Origin of the sequence: Natronomonas moolapensis 8.8.11, assembly GCF_000591055.1 — an archaeon.
Lineage (GTDB): Archaea > Halobacteriota > Halobacteria > Halobacteriales > Haloarculaceae > Natronomonas > Natronomonas moolapensis.
In genome coordinates, this window is the sequence record NC_020388.1 from 703989 (window position 1) to 729780 (window position 25792).

The 25792-nt window shown below is 56.1% G+C and carries 23 protein-coding genes and 2 pseudogenes; 8 read left to right on the plus strand and 17 right to left on the minus strand.

The window, feature by feature from the left end; genetic code table 11:
- Positions 1-14: 14 nt before the first annotated feature.
- The 9 genes from NMLP_RS03535 to NMLP_RS15005 form a co-directional block, all read right to left on the minus strand.
- Positions 15-3641 (minus strand): DEAD/DEAH box helicase, encoded by a 3627-nt coding sequence (locus NMLP_RS03535; protein ID WP_015408757.1) that lies wholly within the window; start codon positions 3639-3641, stop codon positions 15-17.
- Complete coding sequence (locus NMLP_RS15000; protein WP_152024096.1) at positions 3638-5959, minus strand: DUF1156 domain-containing protein; 2322 nt, start codon at positions 5957-5959, stop codon at positions 3638-3640. The genes NMLP_RS03535 and NMLP_RS15000 overlap by 4 nt, the downstream gene beginning before the upstream one ends.
- A 21-nt stretch (positions 5960-5980) precedes the next feature.
- Positions 5981-7417, minus strand: coding sequence for an IS66-like element ISNamo3 family transposase (locus tag NMLP_RS03540; RefSeq protein ID WP_015408665.1), 1437 nt, complete (start codon positions 7415-7417; stop codon positions 5981-5983).
- A 36-nt stretch (positions 7418-7453) separates the two neighbouring features.
- Complete coding sequence (locus tag NMLP_RS14130; protein WP_076982686.1) at positions 7454-8065, minus strand: DUF1156 domain-containing protein; 612 nt, start codon at positions 8063-8065, stop codon at positions 7454-7456.
- A 10-nt stretch (positions 8066-8075) separates the two neighbouring features.
- A complete protein-coding gene (locus NMLP_RS03545; RefSeq protein ID WP_015408758.1) occupies positions 8076-8699 on the minus strand; it encodes a DUF7680 family protein in 624 nt (207 codons plus the stop codon).
- Between the two features lie 2 nt (positions 8700-8701).
- Entirely contained in the window at positions 8702-12076 is a 3375-nt protein-coding gene (locus NMLP_RS03550; protein WP_015408759.1) for an ATP-binding protein, read from the minus strand.
- A gap of 338 nt (positions 12077-12414) precedes the next feature.
- The gene (locus NMLP_RS03555; RefSeq protein ID WP_015408760.1) at positions 12415-13425 is read right to left on the minus strand and encodes a tyrosine-type recombinase/integrase; all 1011 of its coding nucleotides are present in this window, start codon (positions 13423-13425) and stop codon (positions 12415-12417) included.
- Between the two features lie 2 nt (positions 13426-13427).
- The gene (locus NMLP_RS03560; RefSeq protein WP_015408761.1) at positions 13428-13949 is read right to left on the minus strand and encodes a hypothetical protein; all 522 of its coding nucleotides are present in this window, start codon (positions 13947-13949) and stop codon (positions 13428-13430) included.
- 64 nt (positions 13950-14013) lie between these two features.
- Positions 14014-14808 (minus strand): hypothetical protein, encoded by a 795-nt coding sequence (locus NMLP_RS15005; RefSeq protein ID WP_152024097.1) that lies wholly within the window; start codon positions 14806-14808, stop codon positions 14014-14016.
- A gap of 336 nt (positions 14809-15144) precedes the next feature.
- On the opposite strand from NMLP_RS15005, the gene NMLP_RS15010 reads away from it, so the two are divergent.
- The 4 genes and pseudogenes from NMLP_RS15010 (at position 15145) to NMLP_RS03575 (ending at position 16422) form a co-directional block, all read left to right on the plus strand.
- Positions 15145-15438 carry a hypothetical protein gene (locus tag NMLP_RS15010; protein ID WP_015408763.1) on the plus strand — a complete coding sequence of 98 codons (294 nt, stop codon included), beginning with the start codon at positions 15145-15147 and terminating at the stop codon, positions 15436-15438.
- A 23-nt stretch (positions 15439-15461) separates the two neighbouring features.
- The gene (locus tag NMLP_RS03565) at positions 15462-15680 is read left to right on the plus strand and encodes a hypothetical protein (RefSeq protein ID WP_049926095.1); all 219 of its coding nucleotides are present in this window, start codon (positions 15462-15464) and stop codon (positions 15678-15680) included.
- A gap of 94 nt (positions 15681-15774) precedes the next feature.
- A pseudogene (locus tag NMLP_RS03570) lies at positions 15775-16158 on the plus strand (creatininase family protein); the annotation flags it as partial.
- 75 nt (positions 16159-16233) lie between these two features.
- Positions 16234-16422 carry a DUF7550 family protein gene (locus tag NMLP_RS03575; RefSeq protein ID WP_015408765.1) on the plus strand — a complete coding sequence of 63 codons (189 nt, stop codon included), beginning with the start codon at positions 16234-16236 and terminating at the stop codon, positions 16420-16422.
- 56 nt (positions 16423-16478) lie between these two features.
- Here NMLP_RS03575 and NMLP_RS03580 read toward each other — a convergent pair whose 3' ends face one another.
- Complete coding sequence (locus tag NMLP_RS03580) at positions 16479-17063, minus strand: diacylglycerol/polyprenol kinase family protein (protein ID WP_015408766.1); 585 nt, start codon at positions 17061-17063, stop codon at positions 16479-16481.
- A 98-nt stretch (positions 17064-17161) separates the two neighbouring features.
- On the opposite strand from NMLP_RS03580, the gene NMLP_RS03585 reads away from it, so the two are divergent.
- Positions 17162-17359 (plus strand): hypothetical protein, encoded by a 198-nt coding sequence (locus NMLP_RS03585; protein WP_015408767.1) that lies wholly within the window; start codon positions 17162-17164, stop codon positions 17357-17359.
- Positions 17360-17386: 27 nt separating this feature from the next.
- Here the strand turns inward: NMLP_RS03585 and NMLP_RS03590 are convergent, their stop codons facing one another.
- On the minus strand, positions 17387-18883 hold the full coding sequence (locus NMLP_RS03590; protein ID WP_015408768.1) for a short-chain fatty acid transporter: 1497 nt from the start codon (positions 18881-18883) through the stop codon (positions 17387-17389).
- A gap of 262 nt (positions 18884-19145) precedes the next feature.
- Between NMLP_RS03590 and NMLP_RS16115 the strand changes: the two are divergent.
- Positions 19146-19436: pseudogene (locus NMLP_RS16115) on the plus strand (site-specific integrase); the annotation flags it as partial.
- 50 nt (positions 19437-19486) lie between these two features.
- Here NMLP_RS16115 and NMLP_RS03595 read toward each other — a convergent pair.
- From NMLP_RS03595 to NMLP_RS15570, 3 genes are all read right to left on the minus strand, one after another.
- The gene (locus tag NMLP_RS03595; RefSeq protein ID WP_015408769.1) at positions 19487-19786 is read right to left on the minus strand and encodes a hypothetical protein; all 300 of its coding nucleotides are present in this window, start codon (positions 19784-19786) and stop codon (positions 19487-19489) included.
- Between the two features lie 79 nt (positions 19787-19865).
- On the minus strand, positions 19866-20180 hold the full coding sequence (locus NMLP_RS03600; protein ID WP_152024098.1) for a hypothetical protein: 315 nt from the start codon (positions 20178-20180) through the stop codon (positions 19866-19868).
- Positions 20181-20334: 154 nt separating this feature from the next.
- Positions 20335-20472, minus strand: coding sequence for a hypothetical protein (locus NMLP_RS15570; RefSeq protein ID WP_015408771.1), 138 nt, complete (start codon positions 20470-20472; stop codon positions 20335-20337).
- 54 nt (positions 20473-20526) lie between these two features.
- Between NMLP_RS15570 and NMLP_RS03605 the strand changes: the two genes are divergently transcribed.
- Both NMLP_RS03605 and lrp read left to right on the plus strand, forming a co-directional pair.
- Positions 20527-21762: an RNA-guided endonuclease TnpB family protein gene (locus NMLP_RS03605; RefSeq protein ID WP_015408772.1), complete on the plus strand. Its 1236-nt coding sequence runs from the start codon at positions 20527-20529 to the stop codon at positions 21760-21762.
- Positions 21763-22146: 384 nt separating this feature from the next.
- On the plus strand, positions 22147-22599 hold the full coding sequence (gene lrp / locus NMLP_RS03610; RefSeq protein WP_015408773.1) for an HTH-type transcriptional regulator Lrp: 453 nt from the start codon (positions 22147-22149) through the stop codon (positions 22597-22599).
- A gap of 566 nt (positions 22600-23165) precedes the next feature.
- On the opposite strand, the gene NMLP_RS03615 is transcribed toward lrp, so the two are convergent.
- The 3 genes from NMLP_RS03615 to NMLP_RS03625 are packed head-to-tail and all read right to left on the minus strand — an operon-like array spanning position 23166 to position 25760.
- Positions 23166-23543 carry a gas vesicle protein GvpO gene (locus NMLP_RS03615; protein ID WP_015408774.1) on the minus strand — a complete coding sequence of 126 codons (378 nt, stop codon included), beginning with the start codon at positions 23541-23543 and terminating at the stop codon, positions 23166-23168.
- A gap of 43 nt (positions 23544-23586) precedes the next feature.
- Positions 23587-24615, minus strand: a complete 1029-nt coding sequence (gvpN, locus tag NMLP_RS03620) for a gas vesicle protein GvpN (RefSeq protein ID WP_015408775.1) — start codon at positions 24613-24615, stop codon at positions 23587-23589.
- Positions 24612-25760 carry a MucR family transcriptional regulator gene (locus NMLP_RS03625; RefSeq protein WP_015408776.1) on the minus strand — a complete coding sequence of 383 codons (1149 nt, stop codon included), beginning with the start codon at positions 25758-25760 and terminating at the stop codon, positions 24612-24614. Before NMLP_RS03625 ends, gvpN begins: the two co-directional genes overlap by 4 nt.
- Between the last annotated feature and the right edge of the window lie 32 nt (positions 25761-25792).

A 25792-nucleotide genomic window follows, 5' to 3' on the forward strand; every position in this document is an offset into this window, starting at 1 on the left:
GAGCAGGCCCCGTATCACTCCTCAGTCAACCAGCTGTGGATAGTCTGCTTCGCGTCTGATACGTCCGGCAAAGATGTCCCCTCGGGCAAATTCCCCCGAGAGTTATTTTGGACAGCCGGTAGGACAACATCAGCACCAGCAGTACCCTCGTAATCTGTCTCAACGGTCACGCTTTCTGCCTCCTGAGACCCGCAAACGAAGGCAACTTCGGAGTCTTGTCCTTGTGTCGTCTTTGCGACGAGATTATCGAAGAGCGGGTCTCCAGGGAGCAACAGACGAATAGATGGGAACTCCTCTGCCACAGCTGGGTCGAAGGTAACCACCGCTTCGTCAGCTCCCCTCAGCTCAGCCTGCGCCGTCGTTTTGGCTGTCTCGGGCGTCTCGATTTCAGTCTGGTCAGGAGCATCCAACACGTACGCACCACGTGCTGTTCCGGGGTACTCGTCGGCTCGGTCGTGGTTCCGAAGAGCGGTGAACTCCCAGCCGGCCGAGCCTAACACTCGGCTCTGTGTGAGAAGAGTCTCCATCAGTTCAAGACTCGCAGTAGGCTCATATGCGCGAGTACGCTGGCCGACTCCCGCTATAGCCGGATGATGAGCATCACCCCAACCGACCAGCCCTGCATTACGGATGAGCGATTCTCGCGTCACCTCGGCTTCCTCTTCCTTGTCAAGGCCCGCATTTTCCGCTTCTCTCTGTGCCGCCTCGGCGCGCTGCTCGGCTTGGTCGGTTACCTGTTCGCCTGTATCTCCGAAATCGTCGTCCATGACCGCTGTCTTGATATCGCCTTCAAGACTGTTGAGGACGGGACGCATTGGCCCAACGACGTCCTCGAAGAGGTCGAGCCGGTTCTCCAGCTCCTCATAGATGTCACCGTCGACGCTGTCCTCGTAGGCGTAGTTGATGATTTTGACTACTGGATTTGTCTGCCCGATGCGGTCGATACGACCAATGCGCTGCTCGACCCGCATCGGATTCCACGGCAGGTCGTAGTTGATGAGCGCGTCCGCCGTCTGAAGATTAAGCCCTTCGCTCGCGCTATCCGTACAGATGAGGATATTTGTTCCACCTGTGCTGGTGAATTCCTTTTTGATGGTTTCCTTCCCGACCATCTCCCATGAGTCGGTCTCGGCGTTGTATCGACTCCCGCCAGACCCGCTGTAGGTTCCGACATTCGGGTGTGTGTCGGTCAGCGTGTGCCGAATATGGTCGAGCGTATCCTGATACTGCGTAAAGATGACAATGTTGTCACGGGCGTCCTGTCGGAGGCTCTTGATGTCGTTTCGTAGGTGGACAATCTTTGGGTCGGTGATTGCACGGTTGAGTTCGTCGATGAAGTCACGGAGCTCTTCGAGCTCGCGGCTTACGATGCTCAGGTCTCCGGTCGGTCGGTACGCGTCGAGCGAGGTCTGTCCGACGACCTCGTCAATCGTCGCTTCGGTCACTCCCGTATCTTCGCTGAGCCGCGAGACTTCCTCGGTCATGTCCTCGACCTCTTCGTCCAGCTTGTCGATGCGGCGGCTGAGGCTCTCCTTGATAGCGTAGAGACTACTCGTGAGCCGCTGTCGGTAGGTCGTCATCACGAACCCAAGTGCGAGCTTCTCTTTCCCGGTGAGAGCCTTCTGCGAGGCCTCGTACGTGTCGTCGATGTAGTCCTCGACCCGGTCGTACAGCGGCTTCGCCTCTCCGAGGTCGATTCGCTTCGTCTCGACTGACCGCTTTGGGACGGTGTCTTCCAGTAGCCCCAGTTCCTTGCAGTCCTCCAAGACAGACCGCGTGTTCCGGAAGATGCGGGACTGGACCGGCGTCGCCCACTCGGCCGCCTCAACGAGTGCCTCCCAGCCCTCAACGCCGCAATCGAAGGCGAGACGGCGGGGGTTGTCGAACCGCGAGGATGTCTCTCTGAGCCCTACCAACTTCTCAAGCGACTTGCGCTGCTTCAGCCCGAGCGACTCGGTGCTGTCCACGACTTCCTGTGCCCGGCCGTCGTAGCCGAGATGGGCATCGATGTGGTCGTGGAGCATCTCTGCGAACGTCTCAATACGGGTCTGTGCGAGCTGTTTTCCTTCATCGTCATCGCCGAGTTCCAGTTCCTCCCGGACAGAGTCAAGAACCGTCTGTTCGGCAAGGTTCGACCCCCGAGAGCCCGTTTCCCCCTCGTTGAGACTCTCTTCGAGCACTCGGCGTGTCTCGAAGAACTCCTCGAACTGCTCCTTGTCGTCCCACGACTCGGGCAAGTCGACCAACCGGAGCAGGTCGTACAGCTCGCCCACGTTCAGCTGCATCGGGGTCGCTGTGAGTGCATAGAGACACTCCGAAACCGACTCGACTCTGGTGAGCAGGTCGTACAGCTGTGTCTCTTCTCGTGCGCTGTGGGCCTCGTCGACGACCGTAAGGTCCCAGAGCGTGTCGTCGCGTTCGGGAGCGACGTGGGGCTGGTTGTCTTCTCGCCGGGCAGTGTGCCACGACTGGATGATGACGCTCGGCTCATCGCGGTCGTGGATGTACCCTCCGATAGGAGTGTTGCTCCATGTATCGGCCTGCCGCCAACCATCCAGCTTGACTCGGTGGTCGCTCGGCCCACCAAACGGACCAACGAGATAGTCGCCGTCGTATGCTCGGTCGTGGTAGTAGGCGTGGATATTGAATCGGTTGAACAGCTCGTCCTGCCACTGCTGAACCAATCCAGCCGGGACGAGCAGCAGCGCGTTCTCAACCTGACCAGTGTGGACGAGCCGAGAGAGCGTCAGTCCGATTTCGATGGTCTTCCCAAGTCCGACCTCGTCACAGAACAGGAGATTGTTCGGGTAGACAGAGACAGCCGTGTCGGAAATCGTCCGCTGGTGGGGCCATATCTGTTCGAGCGTGCTGATGTCTTCGGCGAGGTGCAGTCCACCCGGTGAACGCCCAGCGGCGGAGACAACCTTCCCGGTGGTACTCTCGGAGACAGTCGCTTCAGGTGAGTGCTGGCGGACACGTTCGACGTGTTGTTCGAGGTCGCGGCCAGTCTCGGTCCAGTCGATGATGTCCTGCTGGGCGGCCTCATCAAGTTCGTAGACGTCGACGGAGGGGTGAGCGTCCTCCCAGAGCCGCTGGAAAGTGTCAACGTCCTCTTCGACGTACTTGCGCTCGCCGTCCATCCATGAACGGTGGACTTTGAACCGCTCATAGTTGTGTTGCCACGCAGTCAGCGTCTCGTTGACACTCCCCTCGAAGGAGAGCTTGTTCGGCTTCTCTGCGTTGTCGATTCCGATGCCGAGCTTCGGATGAAATATCCCGCCACCGGGAGCGGGGTCACCAACCCGGATTTCGAGGTCGCTCCGGTCGAGGAGTGTGCCGATGATGGCGAGCTGGGACTCAACCCACGGAGAGAGTGGTTCGTCGCTATCGGGAAACAAGGCACCTCTCTCCCGTTCCTGTAGGTCTGCCCCAGCGATAACACGTACTTGTCCCTCGGTTTCCAACAGAGAGTCGATGCCTTCGAGAGCGTTGGCGAGGCTGCGGAGGCTCAGGTAGCCTGCGAGTCGGTCGTACCGGACAATCTCACTGAGAAAGGGGCGGTAAAATGCGTCCATCAACGTCTCGTCGCGGCCGAAGCCGCTCTCGTACACCGGTCGCCACGAGACGTCTTGGAGTGTCATTCTGTGTGGTCACCGAGAGAGGTCTGTCGGTCAACGCCGGACATATCGATGTGGTCAACGTTGATATCGAGGTACTCCCCGGTCTCCCCCGAGATTAGGTCAATGAGTGTTTTATGCATATCATTTTCATCAGGAAGGACTTCAAGTAGTGCTGTTACGGCAATCTCAAATGCACTGTCGGACTTGAGATTACGTTCCGTAAGCCAATCCCACGCTGCTTTGGCACCTTCTCTTTCATAGACGTGGAGGGCAGAGTGTATTGCATCAATAGTGTAAGCAAATCTGGTGTCAGTAGGATTGGTTGGGTACTTCCTTGAGGAGGGGTCATCAACACTATCATTCTGAAGCATTACAATATCCTGTACACGTTCACTGTGATTCTGTAATTCAATTTCTTGTCCTCCTCTCCACAGTTTGGTAGGTCTTTTAATATCGTCAATATCAACCCCAGCAGCTACTCCCAGCTGTCGCCCTTCATCGTACGGGAATGTGTTGTTCTCATAGGTGAGCCAAGCAAGGATATACCACCGTGTTAGAGAGTCTAATTCGTCAACCCCTTTCGTATTTAAGAATCGCTCAGCGATAACACTAGTAACTGCCTTTCTGGCCTCAGCAAGAGCCTCCCTCGGTTTGATTCTCTCACCTTTCTTGTTTACCACGGGGTACTCTTCGGCGAACCTTTGAAGAGTGGGACCATACGCGGATATTGCCATATCTGTCTTAGAGATTGTGTATCCAGAATCAAGGATACTTTTTGCCTCTTCTTCAGCTATCCTCTGAAAATCTTCCTGTACATCTTCCCAAAGGGTTGTTCCTTTAGACTGGTTCTGTGAGCGTTTTCTTCCAATCAATAGTATAGAGCTGTCCGCACTGGCTTTGTCCCGAAGCCCAACCCTGTCTTTCATTTCGGTCTTAATCGGATGAGTAGCTGTGATGGTAAACCCGGAATTAATGAGACCAGTGGTTAGAGTGTCCCACGCTTCCATATCACGATGAGTAAACATCACTGTCACGACTCCTTCTGAAGATAACAGATTGTGAGTCTCAGAGAATATTTCCTCCATTTTTTGTTCATAGAATTCATCGGCAAGGTCATCTTTCGACTGTTCTCCTTCAGCTATTCCATCGAATCGATAAGGATTAGCAACGGCTTCATCGTCCTTATTTGTCAGCTTTGAATCAAATAAGCTTGGGAAATCATCTTCAAGCAATTCTTTCTGAACTACGTAAAATAGGTCAGACATTTCTCCATACATTATACTATCGTAGTATGGTGGGTCCACGACTGCAATATCAACACTCTCTGGCTCCCAGTATTTAGACAGGTCAGCACCGTCAGCAGTCGTAATATCAGACGCTTCCCTACCAGATACGTATACTGCTAAGTCCTCATACGACGAGATTGCGTGGTCGGAATTGTTTATGAACCCTCTTCGAGGGGCAGTCAGATTATTATCAACAAACATTTTTTTCTGAGAAAAGTTATTTTCGCCAAATATATTGGCTCCATACCCGCGTGAATCTCTCCATACAGAAAGACGCGAGTTGTGGTCAACAGACTTGCATATGGGGAAAGTTAGTAGCGTCAGGATGGCTTTCGCCTTTTGTTCTGTGTATGACTCACGAATCTCATTCGCATATTTCTTATATGCCTGACAATATTCATAGTGCGTAATCAACTGGCGGGGTGTGAATATGTCCCTCCATTCATCCATCCCCCATGTTTTGGGGTCATTCGTCCTGCTGCTGACATCAATCGGCTCAGTTAAGAAAGTCATCAACTCAAAATCAGAATCAACTCTCTTTGCTGCCTTCTGCATTCCCTTCTCGTCAACCTCTGACCCTCCCCTAAAGTGCCAGTCACCTTTCTGGGTCTCGTAATTGACTGCATATACGCTGTACTTGAACTTCCCCCCAGCAATTTTTTCTTGTATCTGCTCTTCTTCCGAGGTAACATCACAGTGGGGGCACGTCGCCTTTCTTCGAGTTACTGGTGCATCGTTCGGGTCAAACTCATCAGAAACATCTTGCACCTTGACATGTTCGTATTTTACTGACCCGTCATTATACACTGGCCGGATTGCGTCTCCGCCATTTGAGGTTTTGTTTACCCACCAACGCTTGGTAAGTGGTATGTCACCTCCGCAAGCGTCGCATTCAATTATATAAGTAACAGCTGAATTCAGTATTTCGTGAGTCTCATCTTCCGTTTTATAATATGGTTTTATATTTTCTTTTGCTTCTTTCTGAATTTTATCTCGCCACTCATATACTTCTGGCTCTAATGACCCCACCTCAGGTGCATATTCTAAAGCCACTTTTAGAATAAGAGTATGTGTTTACCCCGAGGATGCAACAGCGGGTACGGTCTGAGCTCGTGAAATCATCTCGTTGTTTCGAGCGATTCGCTTGAACTCGTCGTAGGGATTGCGTCCCTGCTGGCGGCACGTCGCCAGCAGGGACAGCAGCGTCTCATGCACGAACATACCGCGGTCGTTCCGGAGTGTTCCGATGATTTTCCGGAGAACCACTGGCTCACGGAGCGCATTTTCAGCGGCGTTGTTCGTTGGGGAGACCGCTGGCTCACCGATAAAGGTGAGCCAGTGGTCGAGGCCTCCTTCGATCTTGCCGAGTAGTGTTGCCACTGGTCCGTCAGGAACTGACCGTTCTATCAGCGATTCAAGCTCTCTCCGCGCCACACGTTGGAGTTCTGCTCGCTCGCGGACTGTCAAGTCGCTCTCCAGCCGGGTCTGGAGAGCGACGTACAGCTGTTTGAGGGCACGGTAGATCGGTTCGCCTTCCGTCTGTTTCTCGGCGGCGTCTTCAGCCTCCCGTAGAATATGCGCCCAACACCGCTGGAGGTTGCTGCTGAAAGCCGGATACGCCGTCCACCCGTCACAGACGACTGTTCCCGCGAAGTCCTCGCCGAGGACTTCCGCGGGAACATCACTTCCTCGACTCTCCCTAGCCACGTACAGCGTGTGCTCCTCGGTGGTGAACGTCCAGATCCATGCCTGTTCGCCGTCGCGTTTAATTCCAGTCTCGTCAACGTGGACAACGTCGGCTTGCTGGATCTGACGGCGAATCTGCTCGTATTCACAGCGACCGGCGCGTGCAACGCGCTCGGTCGCGTGCCACGCGGACGCACCCGTGAACTCCAGTCCGTGGAGTTGTTCGAAGCGATCGGCGATCTTCCGGTAGGGAAGGCGGTGATCGTACCGAGAGAGCGCCGCCTGTGCGATGACATTCACCCCGAACTGCCCCTCATCGGGGCAGTCGGGGTGTGAGGCGACAGTCTCGGCACCACAGGAGTGGCACTCGTAGTGATGGCGGTTGTACTGTGTGACCTCTGGTGGCTGTGGATCCGGGAGTTCCTCGACGAGTCGGGGGCTGACGCCCGCCGACTCGTCGAACGCTTCACCACAGTCTGGACAGCAGTCACAGGTAACCTCGATCTCTTGATCCGGGTCAGGAGCGTCGCGCCATTCCGGGTCATGTCCGGACTTTCGGCCAGGCGTGCCACCGTCAGTACGTGGTTGTTCGTCGTCCTCGTCCCCATCGGACGAGGACGACTCCTCCTGGTCCGATTGGTCTTTGCTCGGTGGTGTATGGGGTCCCTCGTACCACCGAAGCTTGGCTCTGAGCCGCTTGTTCTCCTCTCGAAGTTCCTCGTTCTCTTTCTCAAGTGCGACCAGACGCTCAAGGATCTCTTCCTTGGTAGGTTCCGAAGAGGTCATGAACAGGCGAGACGGGATGGTCTCCGGTCTGGAGACCATCCCTCGAAAGCGTGTTTGCCCGCCTGTTGCATCAGTCTACGACACCAGTTGGGTGGCACTCACGAGAGAGTGACGATATCCATCTGGGGGTAAACACGTACGAATAAGAGATGGAACAGGATTCAGTTCGTTAGCTTTTGTTGGAAAGCCGTAACGCATTGCTTCAAATGGTATAATCCCTCTACCCGCGGTCGGGTCTAGCACAGTTGGGATGCTGCCGCCCCACGCCGTTTTCACCGTCTTAAGAAAGTCATCAAGTTCCGATTCAGTTGGGGACTGGGTGTTCGGGTTGGGATACCCGTAGTGCTCATCCAAGGTCTTGCCACCAGAGGGTTCTGCAAACCTTTTTTGAACATATTCTGAAATATTGGTGTCCATAGCTTTCGGACCAATTTGCATCAGTTTCAGAAGATAGTCTGGGTCTATATCACCCGGATACGCTGATGCCAGTACAGATAACCGGGCCGCTGGGGTCGGACGGGCCGCAAACCACTTGTGCAGACTGCGTAGCGAATGGTAACGGCCGGACTCCATATCTTTCTGACTTTCAATGTCAATAGCAGTGAGGGGTAGTTTGCCTTCTATGGCAACTTTTTCTGGTGCTTTTGACTCTGAATTCTCCGTTTCGTCGGTGACTTTCTCGCTCATGTATTTGTAGTTACTCGATGTGGTCGGCAAGCAGCGTTCGTAATGCCTTCACTCCGTTTGGAGAGGTTGGAGACCGTGCCTTAGCGTGCCAGTAGTAGCACTCTCCGAGGCTCATCTGTGAGATACCATCAGCGATTGCCCGCAGGCGGTCGCGGCGTTGGACGTGCTTCATCGCCCGGAATGCTATCGACAACCGCACACCAGCGGCCTCCGGAAGCGAGAGGCTCGCCGGCGCCCCAGTACAGACGGTCTCGGGCTCCAGCCCAGCTTCCCGAAGCGTCGACTGGATGAGGTAGCTCACCTCGTTGAACCGCTTTCCCCGAAGCGTGGCGATTTTAATTGCACACCAGTCCGCCCAGTCGTGCCCGAGGTTGTCACCGTCAAGGTCAGCAGGAGTCTCACCATCGACGATGGCTTCGCTCAGCTCGACGGTTGTCACCTGAGTCGATTTGTGAACTTGGTCGAGCCGCTCTTGTCGTGCCGTCGCGATTTCTTTCGGGGCGAGTTCGTACAGTGTGATTTCGGCTCGGTCATCGACGCGATTCCGAGTGAGGACGAACGTCGGTCGGTCGCCGTAGACACCGCTGGTGAACGCGAACGACTCGCCTTCGATGAAGCCCTGACCCTTGCTCATAGTTACGAGTCTCCTTGGTCGCGGGCTCGTATTTCAACCTCCGTTTCCATCGTTACCGTGAACGCGTTGTCCACGGCGAGCAGGTCGTCGAGGGCCTCGAACGTCTCCCCGTATAACATCGGGTCGTCTTGACCCTCAAACTCGATGCTGAAGTCGGCTTCGGCTGTCCGCTCACCGTCGGGCGTCGAGAAGTCCTCCGGTTCCATATTGAATCGGAAGTGGTCCGCGAACGCTGACGGGTCACCCCGATAGGTGATATCCACCATCGACTCGCTCTCGTCGTAAGCGGTGTAGTCGAAGTTGACGAGCGTGTGGTCTGCGAACTCGTCGGAGTCGCCCAGCTTGTTCGCCGTGAACCACGCGCCCTTCCACCCGTCGGCACCCTCTATCCGAATCCAGACGCCCTCGACTGCGGTTATTATCTCGTCTGGATGCCCCGAGTACTCTGACCGGGCCCGCTCGATTGCCGTATCGATGTCCGCCCGCATCTCCTTCAGAGCCCGAGGCACGTGATACGGAGACGATGTGGACGCATTCGCCGACATTGGAAGCGGGCCGTCGTCGTCCGAGCAAGGGAGGTGGTCTTGATACGCCTCCTGTGAGCTGAAAGTGTCGTCACATTCGTCGCAGGTGACTTTCTCAGCGATATCGCAATCGTGCTCGTCGTACGCCGCCTGTGAGTCGAAGGTCTGGTTACAGTCGGAACAGGTAATCGTCGTATCCCAGTCGACGTCGACCTCCTCTACAAGCTCCTCGACCGAGTCGTACACGCGGTGGGACTTTGCCAACTTCACGTCCCGATAGTCGAGCCCAGTCTGGAGGTTGGTTGCGTCGCCGAGGTCGTTGCTGTGACCGTGGAGGGTCGTACCCTCTCTGTAATAGCCTGTGTTGGTTTCACCGTCCCAATACGTATATTCGCTTTCGGAAACCATCCGGGCAATCGTCTTCCGCAGCGGAATCGGAGAGAGCAGTATCTCGACGTCGTGAACGTTTCCGGAGTCGTCCTCCACACTCGTTCGCTTGCCGAACTGCTCTTCGAGAGCCCGGGTGGTCATCGAGTCAGCACCCTTGTTCCAGAGAGTCTTCTCGAACCACTCGACGCCGTATGCTCCCTCGCCCTCGGGGATGATTTTTCCCGATTCCTCCAGCTTGTCGATGACAGCCTGATGGATGGTTGTATCGGTGGTAATCCGGCGATGAGCCAGACCGCCGTCGCTGGGATAGTACAGGTGGGTGTACGCTTTCTTGATGTCTTGGTCGAGCGTTCCTTTGGCTTTGTCGAGACGCTCAATTAGCTCATCCTGCTGTCTTTCGTTCAGGTCGAACTCCTCGCCGAGGTTGTTCTGTATGTGTTTGATGGCAGCCACTCGCTGTGCAGTGCGCTCGGCGTCGTGTATCGCGTCCCCGGTAGCGGCGAGGAAGACGATATTGTTCTTGTACACGCGCGGGGAGTGTTGCCCGCCGCTGGACGATGCAGTGTTTTCATGGAGTGTCTCAATAACGCTGGGAACGTCTTCCGGGTCGTGGACGCTCACCGTATCAAAATCCATCACACAGAGGTGGGCCTCATCTGCCACATCGGGAACGTTGTGTGGCTCTTCGGGGCCGACAATCACGTTGAGGGTTCCTTCTCCGAGTGCAGATTCGAGGGCCTCCTCCAGATGGCGGCGAGCTAACCCCTCCTTCAGTCGGTCGACGACGGAGTCGATAGTCTTGGTGAGGTTTGCTTCCGATTTGAATTGAATCTTCTCGCCTGCATCTCCGTGGAGGAAGAAGCACGCCGATTGGCGACCGCCGCCAAGGAGGTTGGTTAATGCGTCATCGTAGTGCGCGAGTTCCACGTCTAGATGAGCAACGGCGTGTCGGATTGGACGGCGTGTCGTCCCCCGCCCATCAGCCCCCTTGACGATACTTTTCCAGAGAATAGTCGTCGTCAGATGAGTTCCAAGGGGCGGATGTCCCTTGGTCGTCCACTTCCGGTCTTCTTCCTCAGCGTGTGCAGTCCCATCGTCGGAGTAGATGTCGTTCTTGATGGCCGCCTCGAAGTCCATGTCGACCGAGCTGAACAACCGGAGAAGCGTCGTAAACACGTCACTATCGGACGGATGGAGGTCGAAAAGCCGAACGTAGTGGCGTCCGTCCTCATCAGCATCAGAGTTCCATAACTGGTGGATACCTCGGGAGAGAAGTCGAAGGGCTCCGCGCGTTTTTTGGAACGAAGGTAGTGAGTCGAGTTCCTCTGTGAGCGTGTCGATGACGGTCGGATGAATCGGATAGCTTTCAGCCAGCCGTTCACGATGCTCCATAGAACTCGCATGTTCCGGGAATGACTCCCGGTCACCGTTGTAGAAGGAGGCATAGGCGTCGGCTGTCGCTTCACGGGCAGAGTTCGGGACGTCTTCGAACAATCTGTGGCCGAGAACGGACGCCACTTCCTCGTCCTCGGTCGGTGTGATTGAGCCCTCTGTACGGTCGGTAATGCTGTTGAACTCAGAGATGGTCTCTGCGACCAATCCTCTGACATCCTCTGCCCGGTCGTGAAAAGCCGTGTCTGCAATGCTCAGCACAACGGTGAGCTGGTCAGTGTTCTGTGTCGCCGATAGAAGCGACATCAGGAAGGTATTCGTCTGTTTGGCGAGGGTCGAGTCGCCCACCTCAACCGCAGCAGTCTGCTCAAGATACGCTGCGATTTCGTCGATGAGGACCAGTGACGGATTGTCGTGTCGGTCGAAGAGCCGTTCGAGCTTCTGGCTTCCCGGAGGGGACTGCTGTTCGTCGTTTTCCCGAAGGAATTCGTAGCCCTCCTGCCCGAAGAGTTGGTACGCGAGCTCACCCCACATCGTCTTAGTCTCTGGCGCATTGGGGTCGGTATAGTCACACCGGGCACTGGTACCGTCGACGTGTGTGCCAACAAAGACAGCCGTATTCACGTCGAGTCCCAGCGCAGCGGCTTCTCCGTACTTCTCGGCTGTCTGCTCGTCGTTGAGGAAGTCTGTGAGGTCGGGAACAGCATCGGGACGCTCAGCCAAGTGGTACGCAGCAATTTGGTTGTGGGTTTTACCCCCGCCAAATGAAGTGTCGAGGCGCAGCACGCCGTTCGTGCCACTGTAGCTCTGGTCGTGGTAAGAGACGAACCGAGTCGCAAGGCGTCCTAACAGTTCCTGCAGCCCCTCTGTTGGGAACGTCTTCTCGAAAAAAAGCTGCGGGTTAGCGTATACCTCGGGCGCGTCGTCAGAGTGAGCAACGTCAGCCAGACTGGCCGCAAACTGGTCTTCGGCGAGTTCACCAATTAGGACATCTTGTCGTGGAGTACACTTATCAAATATCGTTGGGAGCCCGTCCTTTTTATTCGGTGCTTCCCGAGAGAAATCGCTCATGTGCCTGTGAACAAGTAGACACAACTTAAAATGATGGTTGAAGATGCTGATAACCGATAACAGACCTTGACTCTTGTTTAGACTACTCGGTTGGATAGCAGCATTTTGATGTACGGTCATAATTTGATTCACTTTGTGAGCTACCGACGGTAATAGCCACAGAACCGGCGTGGTTTACTCTCCCCCTCAGAGAACGCTATTAAATACCATACTCTTCCCAGCTCCCATCTATCCGATTATCGGCAGTACTGGCGGAACAAATAAGCGCGTTTTTGTAGAATCAGTTGTCCCACGGGGCCGGTGAATTCAGCGTTATGATTTCCGGCACTAACTGCCAATTAAAATTCGTACTTTTTGATGATATTCATTACTTCAGCATCAGCTACGGAGATGTTGTTGCTATCCGCTGTTTCTACAGCGATCACTCGCCATAGATCGTTTTCGGATATCTCCTCTGGCACGTAGCTCATGTACTTGTCCTGCAACGTACTCAAGTGCTTGTGCTTCGTGTACTCATCTCTGATTTGCACGTCACTCCATCCAGCGGCTTTCAGATGGCTCACGCGAGTATGCCGGAAGTTCTTGAGTTTGAGCTGTGGAATACCTCTGTCTTGCTGTACCCTTCGCAGTTCGTCACGGATCTCGTTCAGGGTGATATCGAACAGTTTCCCCTCTTCGCCGTGGGTTAGTTCTTTCAGTAATTCCCGTTCGACATCATTCCGTACCTGTACGTACTCTCGATTGTCTTCCCCACGCTGCTGCTTCAGTATGTGATACCATACGAGGTCGTCTTCTAATCTCACGTCGGAGGCTTCCAGCAGGAGCACTTCTCCGGGACGACGACAGTGCAAGTACTGGATAGCGAAGAACTCTCTGTAGGGAGATTCAGCATTCTCCAATATCGTCTCTACCTCACCGAGATGGTATACATTCCTATCGTCAGCAGCTAATCCATAGACAGTTTCAGTGCCCGAGTGCTTGAATCGTCTCTCCCGATACTTGCGGAACTCACGCTCGTCAAACCACTCCAGATTCATTTCGTCGCAGTAGGATTGGATCGAGTCGAAGTAGTGCCGAATCATGTTACGGCTATCATCAAGATCGAAAAGCAAGCTAATGAACTCTGTAACCTGTTCGAATGACTCAGGGTCGTGCTCCGAGAATTGGTAGCTCCCACGGGTGGTGCGCTTCAGATCTCGGAATCGCTGTACTGCCTCTTTCCCGCTCAACCTCTCCGTGTGGTAGCCCGCCAAATATACATCGAACAGTCGAATGCAGGACTTTCGATCCTGTAACGTCGCCTCAGCATAACGCTGTTGAGCCTTCTGCTCGTATTCAGAATATTGCATTGCTATCTATCCAGATACGCTGATTCAGGGTTATTCTCCTCATAATACACTCTCTGTGGATTCAAAATCCTCTCGGGTATAGCAGCTGGCTCAGGTTGCCCGATAGCATTGAATAGCCCACTACTTCCTTTTCGCCCGGCTAATGCAAGAGCGATGCTCTGTACGTCCTCCCCCAGCCAGCTCATATCCACCCCGTGGGAGATATCGTAAAATCGCTTGTCGAAATCATCTTGATCTGCCTCGGGATCGAGAGCCAACACCTCAGCCGTCACTTCCTCAACCACACCTACCTCTTTGAGGAACCAAATCTGCTTGCGGATGTGTTCGTCATTAGAGACTGTGAGTGATGAATCCACACGGGTCAACATCTGGTTGTACTGCCGGAAGAGTTCATTAGGGAATTCTGGGCCCTCTAACGAGATGTAACCCGAAATGAATGGGCCTGTTCTACTAGCCGTTGCGCCGGAGAGGGAGTCTACCGCCATGCCAATACATTCTTCTAAGTCGGCTATGCTTTCGACCATAACCCAGTTGACAATTCGTTTTGAGGAATTGTAAAGATAGGGTCAGTTAGACGCCCTAAACTCGTTAAAACTGTTCGATTGACGGACCATATTCTGTTGTTAAGGTCAAATCTGATGTAGGTTCGCCAATATCTATGTATCCACTAGTTGTCACAGATATTATAGACTGTATGATTTGGCCCCTCTGTTTCTCTAATTCAGCTCGTTGGTTCCAATTAATCTGTATATTTGCTGTCGTCCAGACCGTTTGTAGTCCGTTTTCTGGATAAAAGATAGCCTTATGAAAATATTGTACTTCAGCACCCTGTTGATGTACTGTCTTTATTATAATTTGGTGCTGGTCTGTTTCATCATTTATTCTACCAGCGCTAACATAAGTGATATCCCATTCTTCTGTATTGAGTTCTTTTTCAAAGTGCTTCGTCACCTCCTCAGCAATCTCCTCACAACGAGAGTCTGGAATATCACAGAATGTGGTTTGACTAGATGTTGTAACTTCGTTACCAGTAGTATCACTTGGCGATAAATCGAGATTAAGTGTCGCAACTAGCTCTTCTATGTCCTCATCAGCAGCTTCAGTTTCTTCAAAGAATGATTCCAGAGCGTTCGCTATTTCCTCGGTGATTTCCACGCTGTCACCTTCGACGACAATCTCACCTGCTTCATTTGTAGGCGGAGCGATACCAGATGCGTTAGTGTACACCCAACCAGCTTCAAAAAGACCCCAGTGAAGCTTATCTGGAATTCTGGGGCCTTGTTTCTGACTACGGATAGCAGGTTCGTACTCTAGATGATAGAATAATTTTTCAGCTAGTCTGCTGACTTGGAAAGTCGTATTCTGCCCCTTGTACCCGTCCAAAAGATAGAGTCCAGCCTTATCGTTTGAATCTGCGTACCGATAAAGTCGTGACACATGGAGATGTTCTCAAGGAACCGTCTCAAGTCTTTGGATGGACTGAAAAACATGAGCGACAATATTTTTTCAGAATACGGAAAGACGGTTGTCCTCCCACCGGAGGGGGTGCAAGAGAACGCTCTTCACGGTTTCTTTCGCGCTTTTTTCGCTTTTAAAATTTTTTCTTCACCGACTTCGTCTCTGCATATTTAGCAAGAACTTTACAAGAATTCGTCACGAGAGACGCTTGCTCGCAGTCGTTCAAAATCGCAAGACTGCGGGCAGATAGGTGACCAAACTATGGGAGCTAGCAAGCACCTTAGCAACGAGGACAGTAGTGACGGCTCGAAAACATACGTCGAATTCGACTCTTCGGAGGAGAGCCAACGGGCTGCGTATAGGCTCTGCTCACGAGGCGGGAAGATGAGAGAGGGACTGAACGACTTAGATGAGTTCTTTGCCGAGCTAGTCCCTCACATCGCCTCTCACCTCTTCGAGGGTGACAGTATCGACCTGATGGACTGGATGGAGTTGGACGAGGACGACTTGGAAGAGTACAGGGAAGAGGTCCTAGAGGCTGAAGACGGCGAATAGACTACAAACCCCACCTTCATTTTATGACGGACTATTCAGAGAACGGAGAGAGTCCTGTAGAGCATTCCAGCCACCGGGGAGAAGAGCTATTCGAGGCTGTCAGGGAAGCCATCTCGGACTGGGTAGCAGAAGAGTCGATAGCAGTAGAGCGAGAGGAAGGTGATATCGTAGCTGATGAGGACGAGTTAGTCGAGAATATCTCGATTATGATTACTATTGCGGTAGACGAGGCGGCTGAGTAGGGTATACCCCTGCTTTTCTACTGCAGTTCGCACAGCAATATTCAATTTTCAATCACATATTTGAGTAATAACGATTCTAAATTTTCGCGGGCACATCGAGTGGATGTGGGACGAGTCGATCCCCGAGTTGGTCGACTCGCTGTTCGAGCGCAACGGCCCCCACGCCGGACCGAAAGAGACGTCGATGGTGTGGTACCTCGCCGACCTGGTTCGGGCGGGGGAACTCGAAGCCGCCCGCGACGACGGCTGTCCCGACCTGGAGGCCGCCGAGACCGAACGAAACGGGGCACGGCTCTACTACGACTCGATCGAGAACAGCCACAACGGGGCCTTCGGCGACCCGACGGACGCCTCGGCGGCGAAAGGCGAGGAACTCTTCGAGGCCGCAAGCGAGCAACTCGTCGCGCTGGCGGAGTGGCTGGAAGTCCAGCCCCGAGAGACGCTGGGACCGCAAGCGCACGTCCGCGAGCGGGAGTGAGTACCGAGCGGCGGGAATCGAGTAGCGACTCCCCCGAAGCGGTAGCTCAAAGTAATAGCGGAGCCGAGAGTACGTATGACCGAGGAGACGGGCCACGAGGACCACGAGCACCACCCACACGAATCGACGGCGGTACGCTCGACGGCACCGCAGAGCGGTTACACCGGCCGGGAGATCGTTGTCGGGGTGGTCGTCGCGCTGGTGGGGCTGGCGGTCACGTTCGGCGTCCCGCTCGCGGTTCTTCTATTAGCCCCGTGGCCTTGACCCGAGTCCCTCGGTCCCTGCGGACGACTGGCCTCCGGACCGTGGGTGTCGCCCGCTCACCCGAGCGAGAGCGCCGCCTGCATCGCCGCCGCCGCGAGCAGCGGGATCGTAAGGTTGTCGTCGACGACGTACCCACGCAGGGTCGGTTTGACCCCGTCGGCGACGGTCGCCGCTAGCGCGCCGGCAACGGCGATCGGCGGGGGAACAAACGGGAGCGCAAAAAACAGGCAGGCGAGGAACATCCCGACGAGGACGCGGGGCCGGGCGATCGGCCGCAACCCGCCCGTCGAGAGCAGCCCGCTGATCGGGTCACCGAGTGTCAACATAAAAAGCGCCGGGACCGCGACCGTCGGCCCGAAGGCGACGACGGTGATCGTCCCGCCGAGGGCGTACAGCGCGTAGCCGGCGACGGTGTCGTGTTCGTACTCCCGCGTCAGGCGGTCGTAGACTGTGTGCTCGAGGCCGCCGTAGAGGCGGGCTACTTCGAGGGTGGCAGCCACGAGAAGGCCGACGGCGGCGAGTCCCTGGACCACCGACCACGTGAGCACCCCGGTTTCGAGAAGGCGGGCGTCGAGGAGGTACGCTCCCGGGACGACAGCGCCCGAGGCGTGGACGAGGCGACGACCGATCTCGAGGGCCATGCGGGCCGGTACCGACAGCGCGGTTATATCGGTTCCCCATTCTTCGCGCGCGCCGATCCGCGGGAAAGCGTATTATACGACGCGGACGCATCGACGGTATGGAAGACATCAGTTCGATGGCAGTCGGTGAGACCGTCCGGAACGTCCGCGACGACGACCGCGAGTACCGGGTCGTCGAGAAGGAGACCTCCTCTGTCGGCAAAATCAACGCGGTGATCGTCGAGCCGGTCGACGGCGGCGAAAGCGAGCGCGTCAGAATCCCCCAGACCGAGTGGGGCGACACCTGGACGGCGTGAAAGCTGTTTCCCGGCCGACTCCGTTTCTCAGAACGCGCCGTACGGGAGCAACAGCAACAGGAGCGTCAAGAACGGGATCAAAGCCAAAAGCATGACGACCGCGTAGCCGAACATCTCGCGGGCTCTGATCCGGGTGATCGCGAGCAGCGGGATCGCCCAAAAGGGGTTCAGGAGATTCGTGTGGGCGTCACCGACCGAGTACGCCATCGTCGCGTGCGCCGGCTCGATCCCCTGTGCGATCGCGGCCTCCAGCACCGACGGACCGAGAACGATCCACTCGCCACCGCCGGAGGGGACGAACAGGTTGACCACAGCCGCCGAGAGCCACGCGAACACCGGAAACGTCGCGGGCGAGGAGAGACCGATCAGTAGGTCCGCGAGCCCACCCGCGAGCCCCGACCCGGCCATGATCCCCTGAATTCCGGCGAAGAAGGGAAACAGCAGGATGATGCCGGCGGCGGCGCTCGCGGCCTCGCCGAACTTGTCGCGGTACGCCGAGGGGTTCGTCCAGATCAACACACCGGCCATGAGGAACCCGAAGTTGACGACGTTGAGCGACAGCGCCCCGCGGCCCTGTTCGACGAACAGCGAAACGACGTAGGCGACGCCGATCAGGCCGAGGAGACCGCCGAGAAGCCGGCTGTTGTCGATGATCTCCGCGGGAACCCGCCCCGATCTCTCGGACCCGCCCGCGCCCTCGAGGTCGGCCGACGCGTCCGGCGCGTTCGAGGGCGCGTCGCCGCCGTCGGCCGCCGAGTCGAACAGTTCGCTCTCGGGGATGTACTCGGTGATGCCCCGGCTGCGCGCCCCCGAGGGGGTGATCAAGTAGAGCACGATCGCCGCGAAGACGATCGAGAGGACGGTGAGTGCGATCCCGTACCCGTGGAGGATGGTCTCGCTGGCGGCTATGGGACCGTCCAGCATGTCGAAGGCGGTGCCCTCGCCGACCGCGCTGGCGTCGGTGAGCAACAGCGGGGCCGACCCCGATAGCCCCCAGTGCCAGGTGAGGCCGAGCCCCATGTAGCCCGACACCGCCAACAGCGGGTAGTGGACGTCGATGCCCTGCTGGTGGGCGACCTTGCCCATCTCGCGGGCGAAGATCGCGCCGAGGATGAGACTGAAGCCCCAGTGGATCCAGGCGACGGCCATCGAGAACACCGCAACGAGGACGACGGCGCCCCCACCCGAGTTCGGCACCTTCGCGAGTCGGACCAGGAGGTCGTTGGCCCGCGGGTGGTACGCGAGCGCGAACCCGGTCATCAGGATGAGCGTCATCTGCATCGCGAACGCGAGGAAGTTCCAGAACCCGCCGAACCACAACTCGATCAGCGCGAACGGCCCGGCCACACCCCCACCGGGCTGTTCGATCATCCCGAGTTGCCCGAGGACGAGCGCGAGCCCGTACACGGAGTACGTCAACAGGACGGCAAAGAGGAACGGGCTCGGCATCCAGCGCTCAACGGCGTTGGCGATGCGGTACCCGAGCCGCTCTATCATCGGCGGTCGCGTGCTATTATCAGCCATGCAGCGCAACCGACTCGGCCGTCGGTGATAAGTCATTATATACCGTGTCGGATCCGGCACCGACAGAACCGGGGGACGGCACCCGGGCGCTACAGGCTCCATTCGCGGGGTGAACGATCGTTCTTTCGGGACGAAGTCGGCATTGTAAACTACCCCACCCTACTTCGCTCACCCGTGCGGGTTCGCTCGTTGAGGGTGGGGCTTTGATGTGGACTCCCGCTGAAAACAGTGGTTCTGGCTGCGAGTTCGCACCCAGAGACCTATGAGTCTGGAACCGATCGAGCCAGAAACCGCACTCGAACTGTACCCAACCGGCAGGGAGAACAATGTCACCGAAGCGACGATCCGCTCGCATCGCTCTCGACTGAGTCATTTCGTCCGATGGTGCGATCATAAGGAGATCACGAACCTGAACAGTCTGACTGGACGGAAGTTACACCGATACCGGCTGTGGCGGCGCGACGAAGGGGGTCTCTCCCCTGCGAACAAAAAGGCCCAGATGGACACGCTTCGCGTTTTCGTCAGGTGGGTGGAATCGGTCGAAAGCGTGTCACAGTATAACGAAGTTCCTCGTTCGGTGTAGATCCGGCTCCGAAGCGGCCGTTACTCGTCGCGTTCGGCCTCGTGAAGTTCGGCCTCGACTGTCTCGACGGCGGTCCGAACGTCCTCAAACCGGGTGGTTCCGGCGTTTTTACACCCCTGTTTTCGGTCAACACGAACGGCATGCTCGCTGAAGATGTCCGGACGAACCGTCAGTTTCGCCGACGCACAAACGCCGTCTGTGCCGGCGATCCGGTACTCCACGATACCGCCTCCATCGTCGGTCCGAGTCCACTCTCCTGGCGGGGCCGGAAGTCGTTGGCTCAGCCGCTCGGGGTTGATCGTCAGAGATGCCTGCGGCACAACTTTACTACGTCATTGAGCCACAAGAAGGCATCGTCGTGGGAGATCACCGTTGGTACCCAGCAACTGTTCTGTGCGTTCAGTGGTCCGGGCCGTTCTCATACTGCCGCAACACGGGCGGCGACCGCGCCCAGCCGATGTACCACCGGACGGGTTTCAAAAGTGCTACTGATGAACCGAGCGTCCAGAGCAACACCGCAAGAAGCGAGAGACCGATCAGACGGATCGGATCCCCCGACGTCGTCGCCGCGAGTGTTTCGGCACCGAGGACGGCGAAGAGACTCCCAGTGAGGAGTGTCGTCGCCGCGACGGCGGCCGCTTCGCGGTGTCTGAAATCGAAGGCGTCCTCCAGGCGACGATTGACGATCCATACGGCACCGATGAGGCCGGACAAAGCTCCGCCAATCGCCGCCGCACCGTATGCCGCCGCTACTTCTTGCACGACGTCTTATACGGAAGCCACCGGTTTTAATCCGACCCATCTTAATTCAAGCAGGGAATCCCGGCCTTTAAGCCGGGAGGGAATGCGACACGGTGCTGACTGACCGCTACTCGGTGGCTCGGTCGGAATCCAACTCCCGTTGCGCGTGGAGTAGCATCCCTCGCCACGTCAGCCCGTGGTGCTTCTTCGTTTCTTTCAGGCTCTCGTACTGTTCTTCGCCTACCTCGATGTTGATGTTCTTCACGTCTCATGGTTTGTGACCGACGGTGTTAATTGTGACTAACACTATTGTAGCACTGTGTCCGAGACGGTGACGAAGACGCTACAGGCCACGCTCGCAACGCCCACCACGGGCAAAGAGCAACGCTTACAACGACTCTTGGACACCTACCGCGAAGCACTCCACGACGCCTTCGACAACAGGGCCGACACAATGTCTGCCGTCAACGACGTTGTGACGCCCTACGACCTGCCGTACCAAGCCAAAGACGCGCTCAAATCCTACGTCCCGAAACTCCGCTCGACGTACAACGCCGAAGAGTTGGACGACGAGCATCCGCTTCGACTCGTCAACCGGGCCGCGACGTTCGACTACTCCGACGAGCGCGAACACGGTTTCGTGTGGCAGGCCCCGCAACCCGGACGCGGGACGAACTTCTGGATTCCGCTTCGGATCAACCCCGAGCAGGAATCTCTGTGGTTCGACCTGCTCTCCGAGGACGCGAAGGCGGGCGAACTACGGCTACAGCGACACCGCACGTCGTGGGAGTTGCACGTCACCGTCGAATACCCGGTCGAAGAACCGACCGACTCGGACGACGAGACATACATCGGTTTCGACGTCGGTGAGAGCGCGTTGATCACGGGCTGTGCCCTCAAACGCGACGCACCACGGAAGCCGATGCTCGTCAGCGGCAGTCGAGCGCGACACCTCCGCAAAGAAATGCACACCACACTGCAACGGCTTCAAGAGCGCGATGCTTCGGAGTGGCGGATCGACGAGCGATTCGACCACTACCAGAACGCGCTCACAGATATCGTCGAGAAAGCGTCTCGGCAGGCCGTCGAGTACGCCGAGTCCTTCGAGAATCCCGTTATCGTTCTCGAAGACCTGTCGTACATCCGCGAATCGCTGGATTACGGCAAATTCATGAATCGGCGTTTGCACTCATGGGCGTTTGCCCGGCTACAGGGCCGAATCGAAGACAAAGCGGCCGAGGCAGGGATTCGCGTCGAGTACGTCAACGCGGCGTACACCTCGCAGACGTGCCACGCCTGCGGTCGTCTCGGCCGGCGGAGTCAGCAAGCGGAGTTTGTGTGTCCGCACGAGGACTGCCACGTATCGGAGTTCCAAGCAGACATCAACGCGGCGGCGAACATCGCCGGTCGCGCTAACCCGTGGGGAGAAAGCGTCCGTTGGGAACCCGGACGCGATGACTCGCCTCGGGATAGGAGCGCCTGTGACAGCGCCACAGTTCACCGAGAGACGAGTCCGAGAACCGGACAGATGACGCTCTCGGCGTTTTCGGACTGAAACCTGCCTACCGGATTCTCACCGTGTGGGAAGCCCCGCCGTTCACGGCGGGGAGGATGTCACAAAACGTGACTCGGCGCTCGACAAGGCGGTGAGTGCCCCATCGAGGAGAAAGACCCCACTCACGACGACTGCGAACCCGGTAGCTTCTCTACCGTGCCCGATGGACCCGGTACCGGAGGTCGCTCCTACGTCAGTCTTGGGCTCCTTGGCGACGCGTTCTCATCCGTATCGGCGACAACCAACACGGTGTCTCCGGAAGCTAATGTGGACGCTCTGGCTACCTGCTCGGGGTTTCAACCGTATGTCTGCCTAATGGCTGCACGTGGTTCAATAAAATGTATATCCGTGCAATTATAACCCTAGGTTGCATATCGATCGGTAATGGCATACGAGAATCTCGACCGGAAATTGGTGAATGCACTGTTAGAAGATGGCCGCGCGTCACTGCGGTCGCTCGGGGGAGACCTAGACGTCTCGGTGACGACAGTGTCGAACCACATCTCGAAGCTCGAGGAAGACGGCGTCATCGAGGGCTACGCTCCGATCGTCGACTACGGCGAGTTGGGCTACGACGTGACAGCCATCCTGCAACTCAAAGTCGAGGGGAGTGCACTGCCCGATATCACTGACCGCCTCCAGGAGCACAAGCACATGGTTACTGTGTACGAGACGACCGGTGACCACGACATCATCGCGATCGGGAAATTCACCGACACCGACCATATGAACGACCAGATCAAGGAGCTCCTCGTCGATCCCGATATCAACGAGTCCAACACCAGCGTCGTCCTTGACACCGTCGCCGAAAGTGAGCAGTTCGAACTCGACTACTGAGACGCTACTCTTCGTTGCTTTCTCGAACTCCACAGTTAGAGGACATTTAGCCCGCGCTGAATCAGCAGATACCCTGTTGGAAGGCGAAGCAAACGGAGCACGGAACAGTGATCTCATCTTTCGTGGGTATGGTGGAATGGCGGAGACACGGAGGCGTGCTCGTATCGGTGGATGTCATCCACCCCAGGGCATACCGACACCGACTGTTCCATCTGATGCTATGTGTGGATTCTATTAGATGTGTGGGGTGAATCTTAAAAAATAACACGAGAGACCTCCAATACCTCGTCACGTGCTGTAGCAAAACATATTTAATGGTATGTATGTATATAATGGGCAGTGCTGATACCCCAGAATAAACACTAGTGGTATAACTCATCACGTGAGGTCCAACCGATCAAACTGCTACCTGTCGCCGGGGACAGGAGACCACTGGTGAGTCACTTCGAGACAGTGTTGCTACTCAGAGAGTGTCTCTGTGAGGTACTCCCCTTTCACTCACGCCGAGCGCCGATTTCGCGCTGGCTGCGTCGCGTGAACGTGCTTGTGCGCAAGGATGTCACTGTTTATAATTCCTCTTTCATTTCGCCGCGCCGATAGCGTTCCAGCAGTTCGTAGCTGGTGGCACTGCCGGTCGTATCAAGCTTTATTTCGTACCGACCAATAATGTCTTGAGTATCGGGGACAGCGCCACGTTCGATGACTTCGACGACGGTTCGCCACCCGCTATCCGTTGATTCGATCTTGATAACGCCCTCAAACTCGTGTTCAATTAGATTGGTTGCTGCCTCTCGTGCGTGCTTCTGTGCATCTCCCAGCCCGATCGTGGAACCGCTTGATTCGCCTTTTGAGGGGTCGGGTTGGTCCGTCGGTCCGTCGGACGCTGTTATATTTGTCTCCGCCGGGTCGGTGTCGCCATCGTGCTCATTTGCGTGGTCTGGCATATTATTGGTTGGTTATATGTATAATTGCGTGAAGTATGTGTGTTTATATATTTTCGATGACGGCTTCGACCTCGTCACGTAGCGTCTGGACCTCGCTATGCTGGGCAACTTTCGAGGCCAGCACGTCAACGCAGATAGCCGCGATCGTTGACCGGTCGGGGTTGTCGATAGGTTCAATTCCCTCTGCGGCCATGATTGCGGCCCGCGTTCCAACGTCGATATCAAGGCGCTCACGCAACTCGCTCATTAATTTGACGACCGACTCGGCCCGTTCCGTACTGATATTGTCAACGTGCGAGCAAACGATTTCGACTTCTGTGTCGTGATCATAGAAGTCCATATAGATGCCAATGAGACGGTCTAACAACGCATCTTGTGGTTCGTGGACGCCCGCATACTCCACGGAGTTCGAGGTCAAGATCGCACGGAAATCGGGATGGACATCCACGTATCGTGACTTGCCGTGCTGTCCAGGCAGTTCCAGAACACCTTCCTCAAACACCGATAATAAAACGTTGTTCGCGACGGGCTTGGTTCGAGAGAACTCGTTGTAGACGAGTATTGCGCCTTCCCTGACAGCCAGCGTGAGTGGGTTATCGACCCAGCGGTCCCGGATGATATCCTTGCTTTTGACGACGTTATGGATGTATTTGTCGCGCTCGGAGATTCGCTCTTTTTCAGCGTACTCGCCAACGAGATCGCTCGTCGTTAGTTCAGCGTCTCCGTTGATCCAGACGACTGGTCGGTCTCGCTCGTGGGCAACATGCATCGCCAGTGCCGTCTTCCCGCACCCGGTGGGCCCGACTAGGTGAACGGGACGTTCGACGTCGAGCCAGCGGGCCATGCGGTCTTTAGTTTGTTTTACAACCTCCGTTTCAACGAAGGGCTGTTCCTCCGGGATGAACTGATCGTCCAACTCTGTGGTCGTTCGCTGCTCGCTTTGCTCCCGCTGTTTTTCCAGTCGGTCGAGACTCTTGTCCTCGCGACGTTGGCTTTGCTGTTGGCGTTTATTCTTCCGGGACGAGCGGATCTGCGACCCTCGCACCTTACGCTCACGTGAGCTATTAGTCATGTATTATCCGGTCGGAGCTGAACATCGTCACCGTATTCGTCGCGATATTCCTGGATGGTCATATCGTGCGTCTGGAGGTGTGGCTCGGTGATCGCCTGGTAGTACTCCCCGCAGACTAAACACTCCACCATATCGCCCGGCGTCTCAACGTCGATGGTCGTATCGTCGTTCGCCGATGTTTCGGCGTCTTCAGGTTCATCGTCAGCTGTTTTGAGTGGTTCGTCGTCTACGTCCTCCGCCTCGGGGGACGGCTCGATTGCAGGCGATTCGGCTGGGGGACCACTTTCTTCTGGCTCAGCATCGGGCTCTTCAGGAGCGGCTTCACTTCCGTCCTCACGTTTTGACTCGAGGTCGTCTTCCTTGTGAGACAGCTGATCGCCGGTGTCGGTTTGCCCGTAGAACTCACGAACAAATGTGGCGAACGTGTCCTCTGTTGTTTTGAACTCCTCGCTAACGTTGTCTATTTCAGCGCGGAACGCCACGACAGCGTCCAGCAGGGCTTGCACCTCCACCTCGTTGAACTCCTCGCGGTACTCCGAAAAAGCGTCGCTGGCTGCCGCGAAAGCCTCGCGCTGCTCTGCGACTGACTCGTGGAAACTGTCGACGTTTCTCTCGAACGTGGCAGCGTATTTGATAAATTCGTCTTCAGCAGCCGCAAACTCCGATTGGAGCATATTAATCGCTGCCAGCAGGCCTGACACGTCCTGTATGGCGGCCACATCACTCGCAAACTCGCTTTCGTAGTCGTCGAACGCGCTCTCCGTCGCTGCTATCTCGTTTCGAAACGCTTCGACCGCATCGAGCAGATCGCTTACGTCCTGCTTTTTTACAACGTCCGCAGCGAACACGTCCGTATACTCGTTGAACAACGTGACCACCTCGTACATCGCTTCACGCTGCTCGTCGACATCAGCATTGAAACGAGCGATATCAGTGAGGAACGTCTCGTTATAACCGTTGAACGATTCGTTTGTTCCCCTCATCTCTTCTTGGAGAGCCTCAATCCCCTCAACAAGGTGAGAGATATCCTGTTTGGTTTCAACGTCATCGCTGAACGCCACGGCATAGGCTTCGAACTCCCGCGTCGTCTCTGAAAACGTTCTTTTCTTTTCGGTCATTTCGTCTATTTTGTCTCTAACGCTCATGGATGGGTATTGGGTCCGGCCGGGGTGAAAAA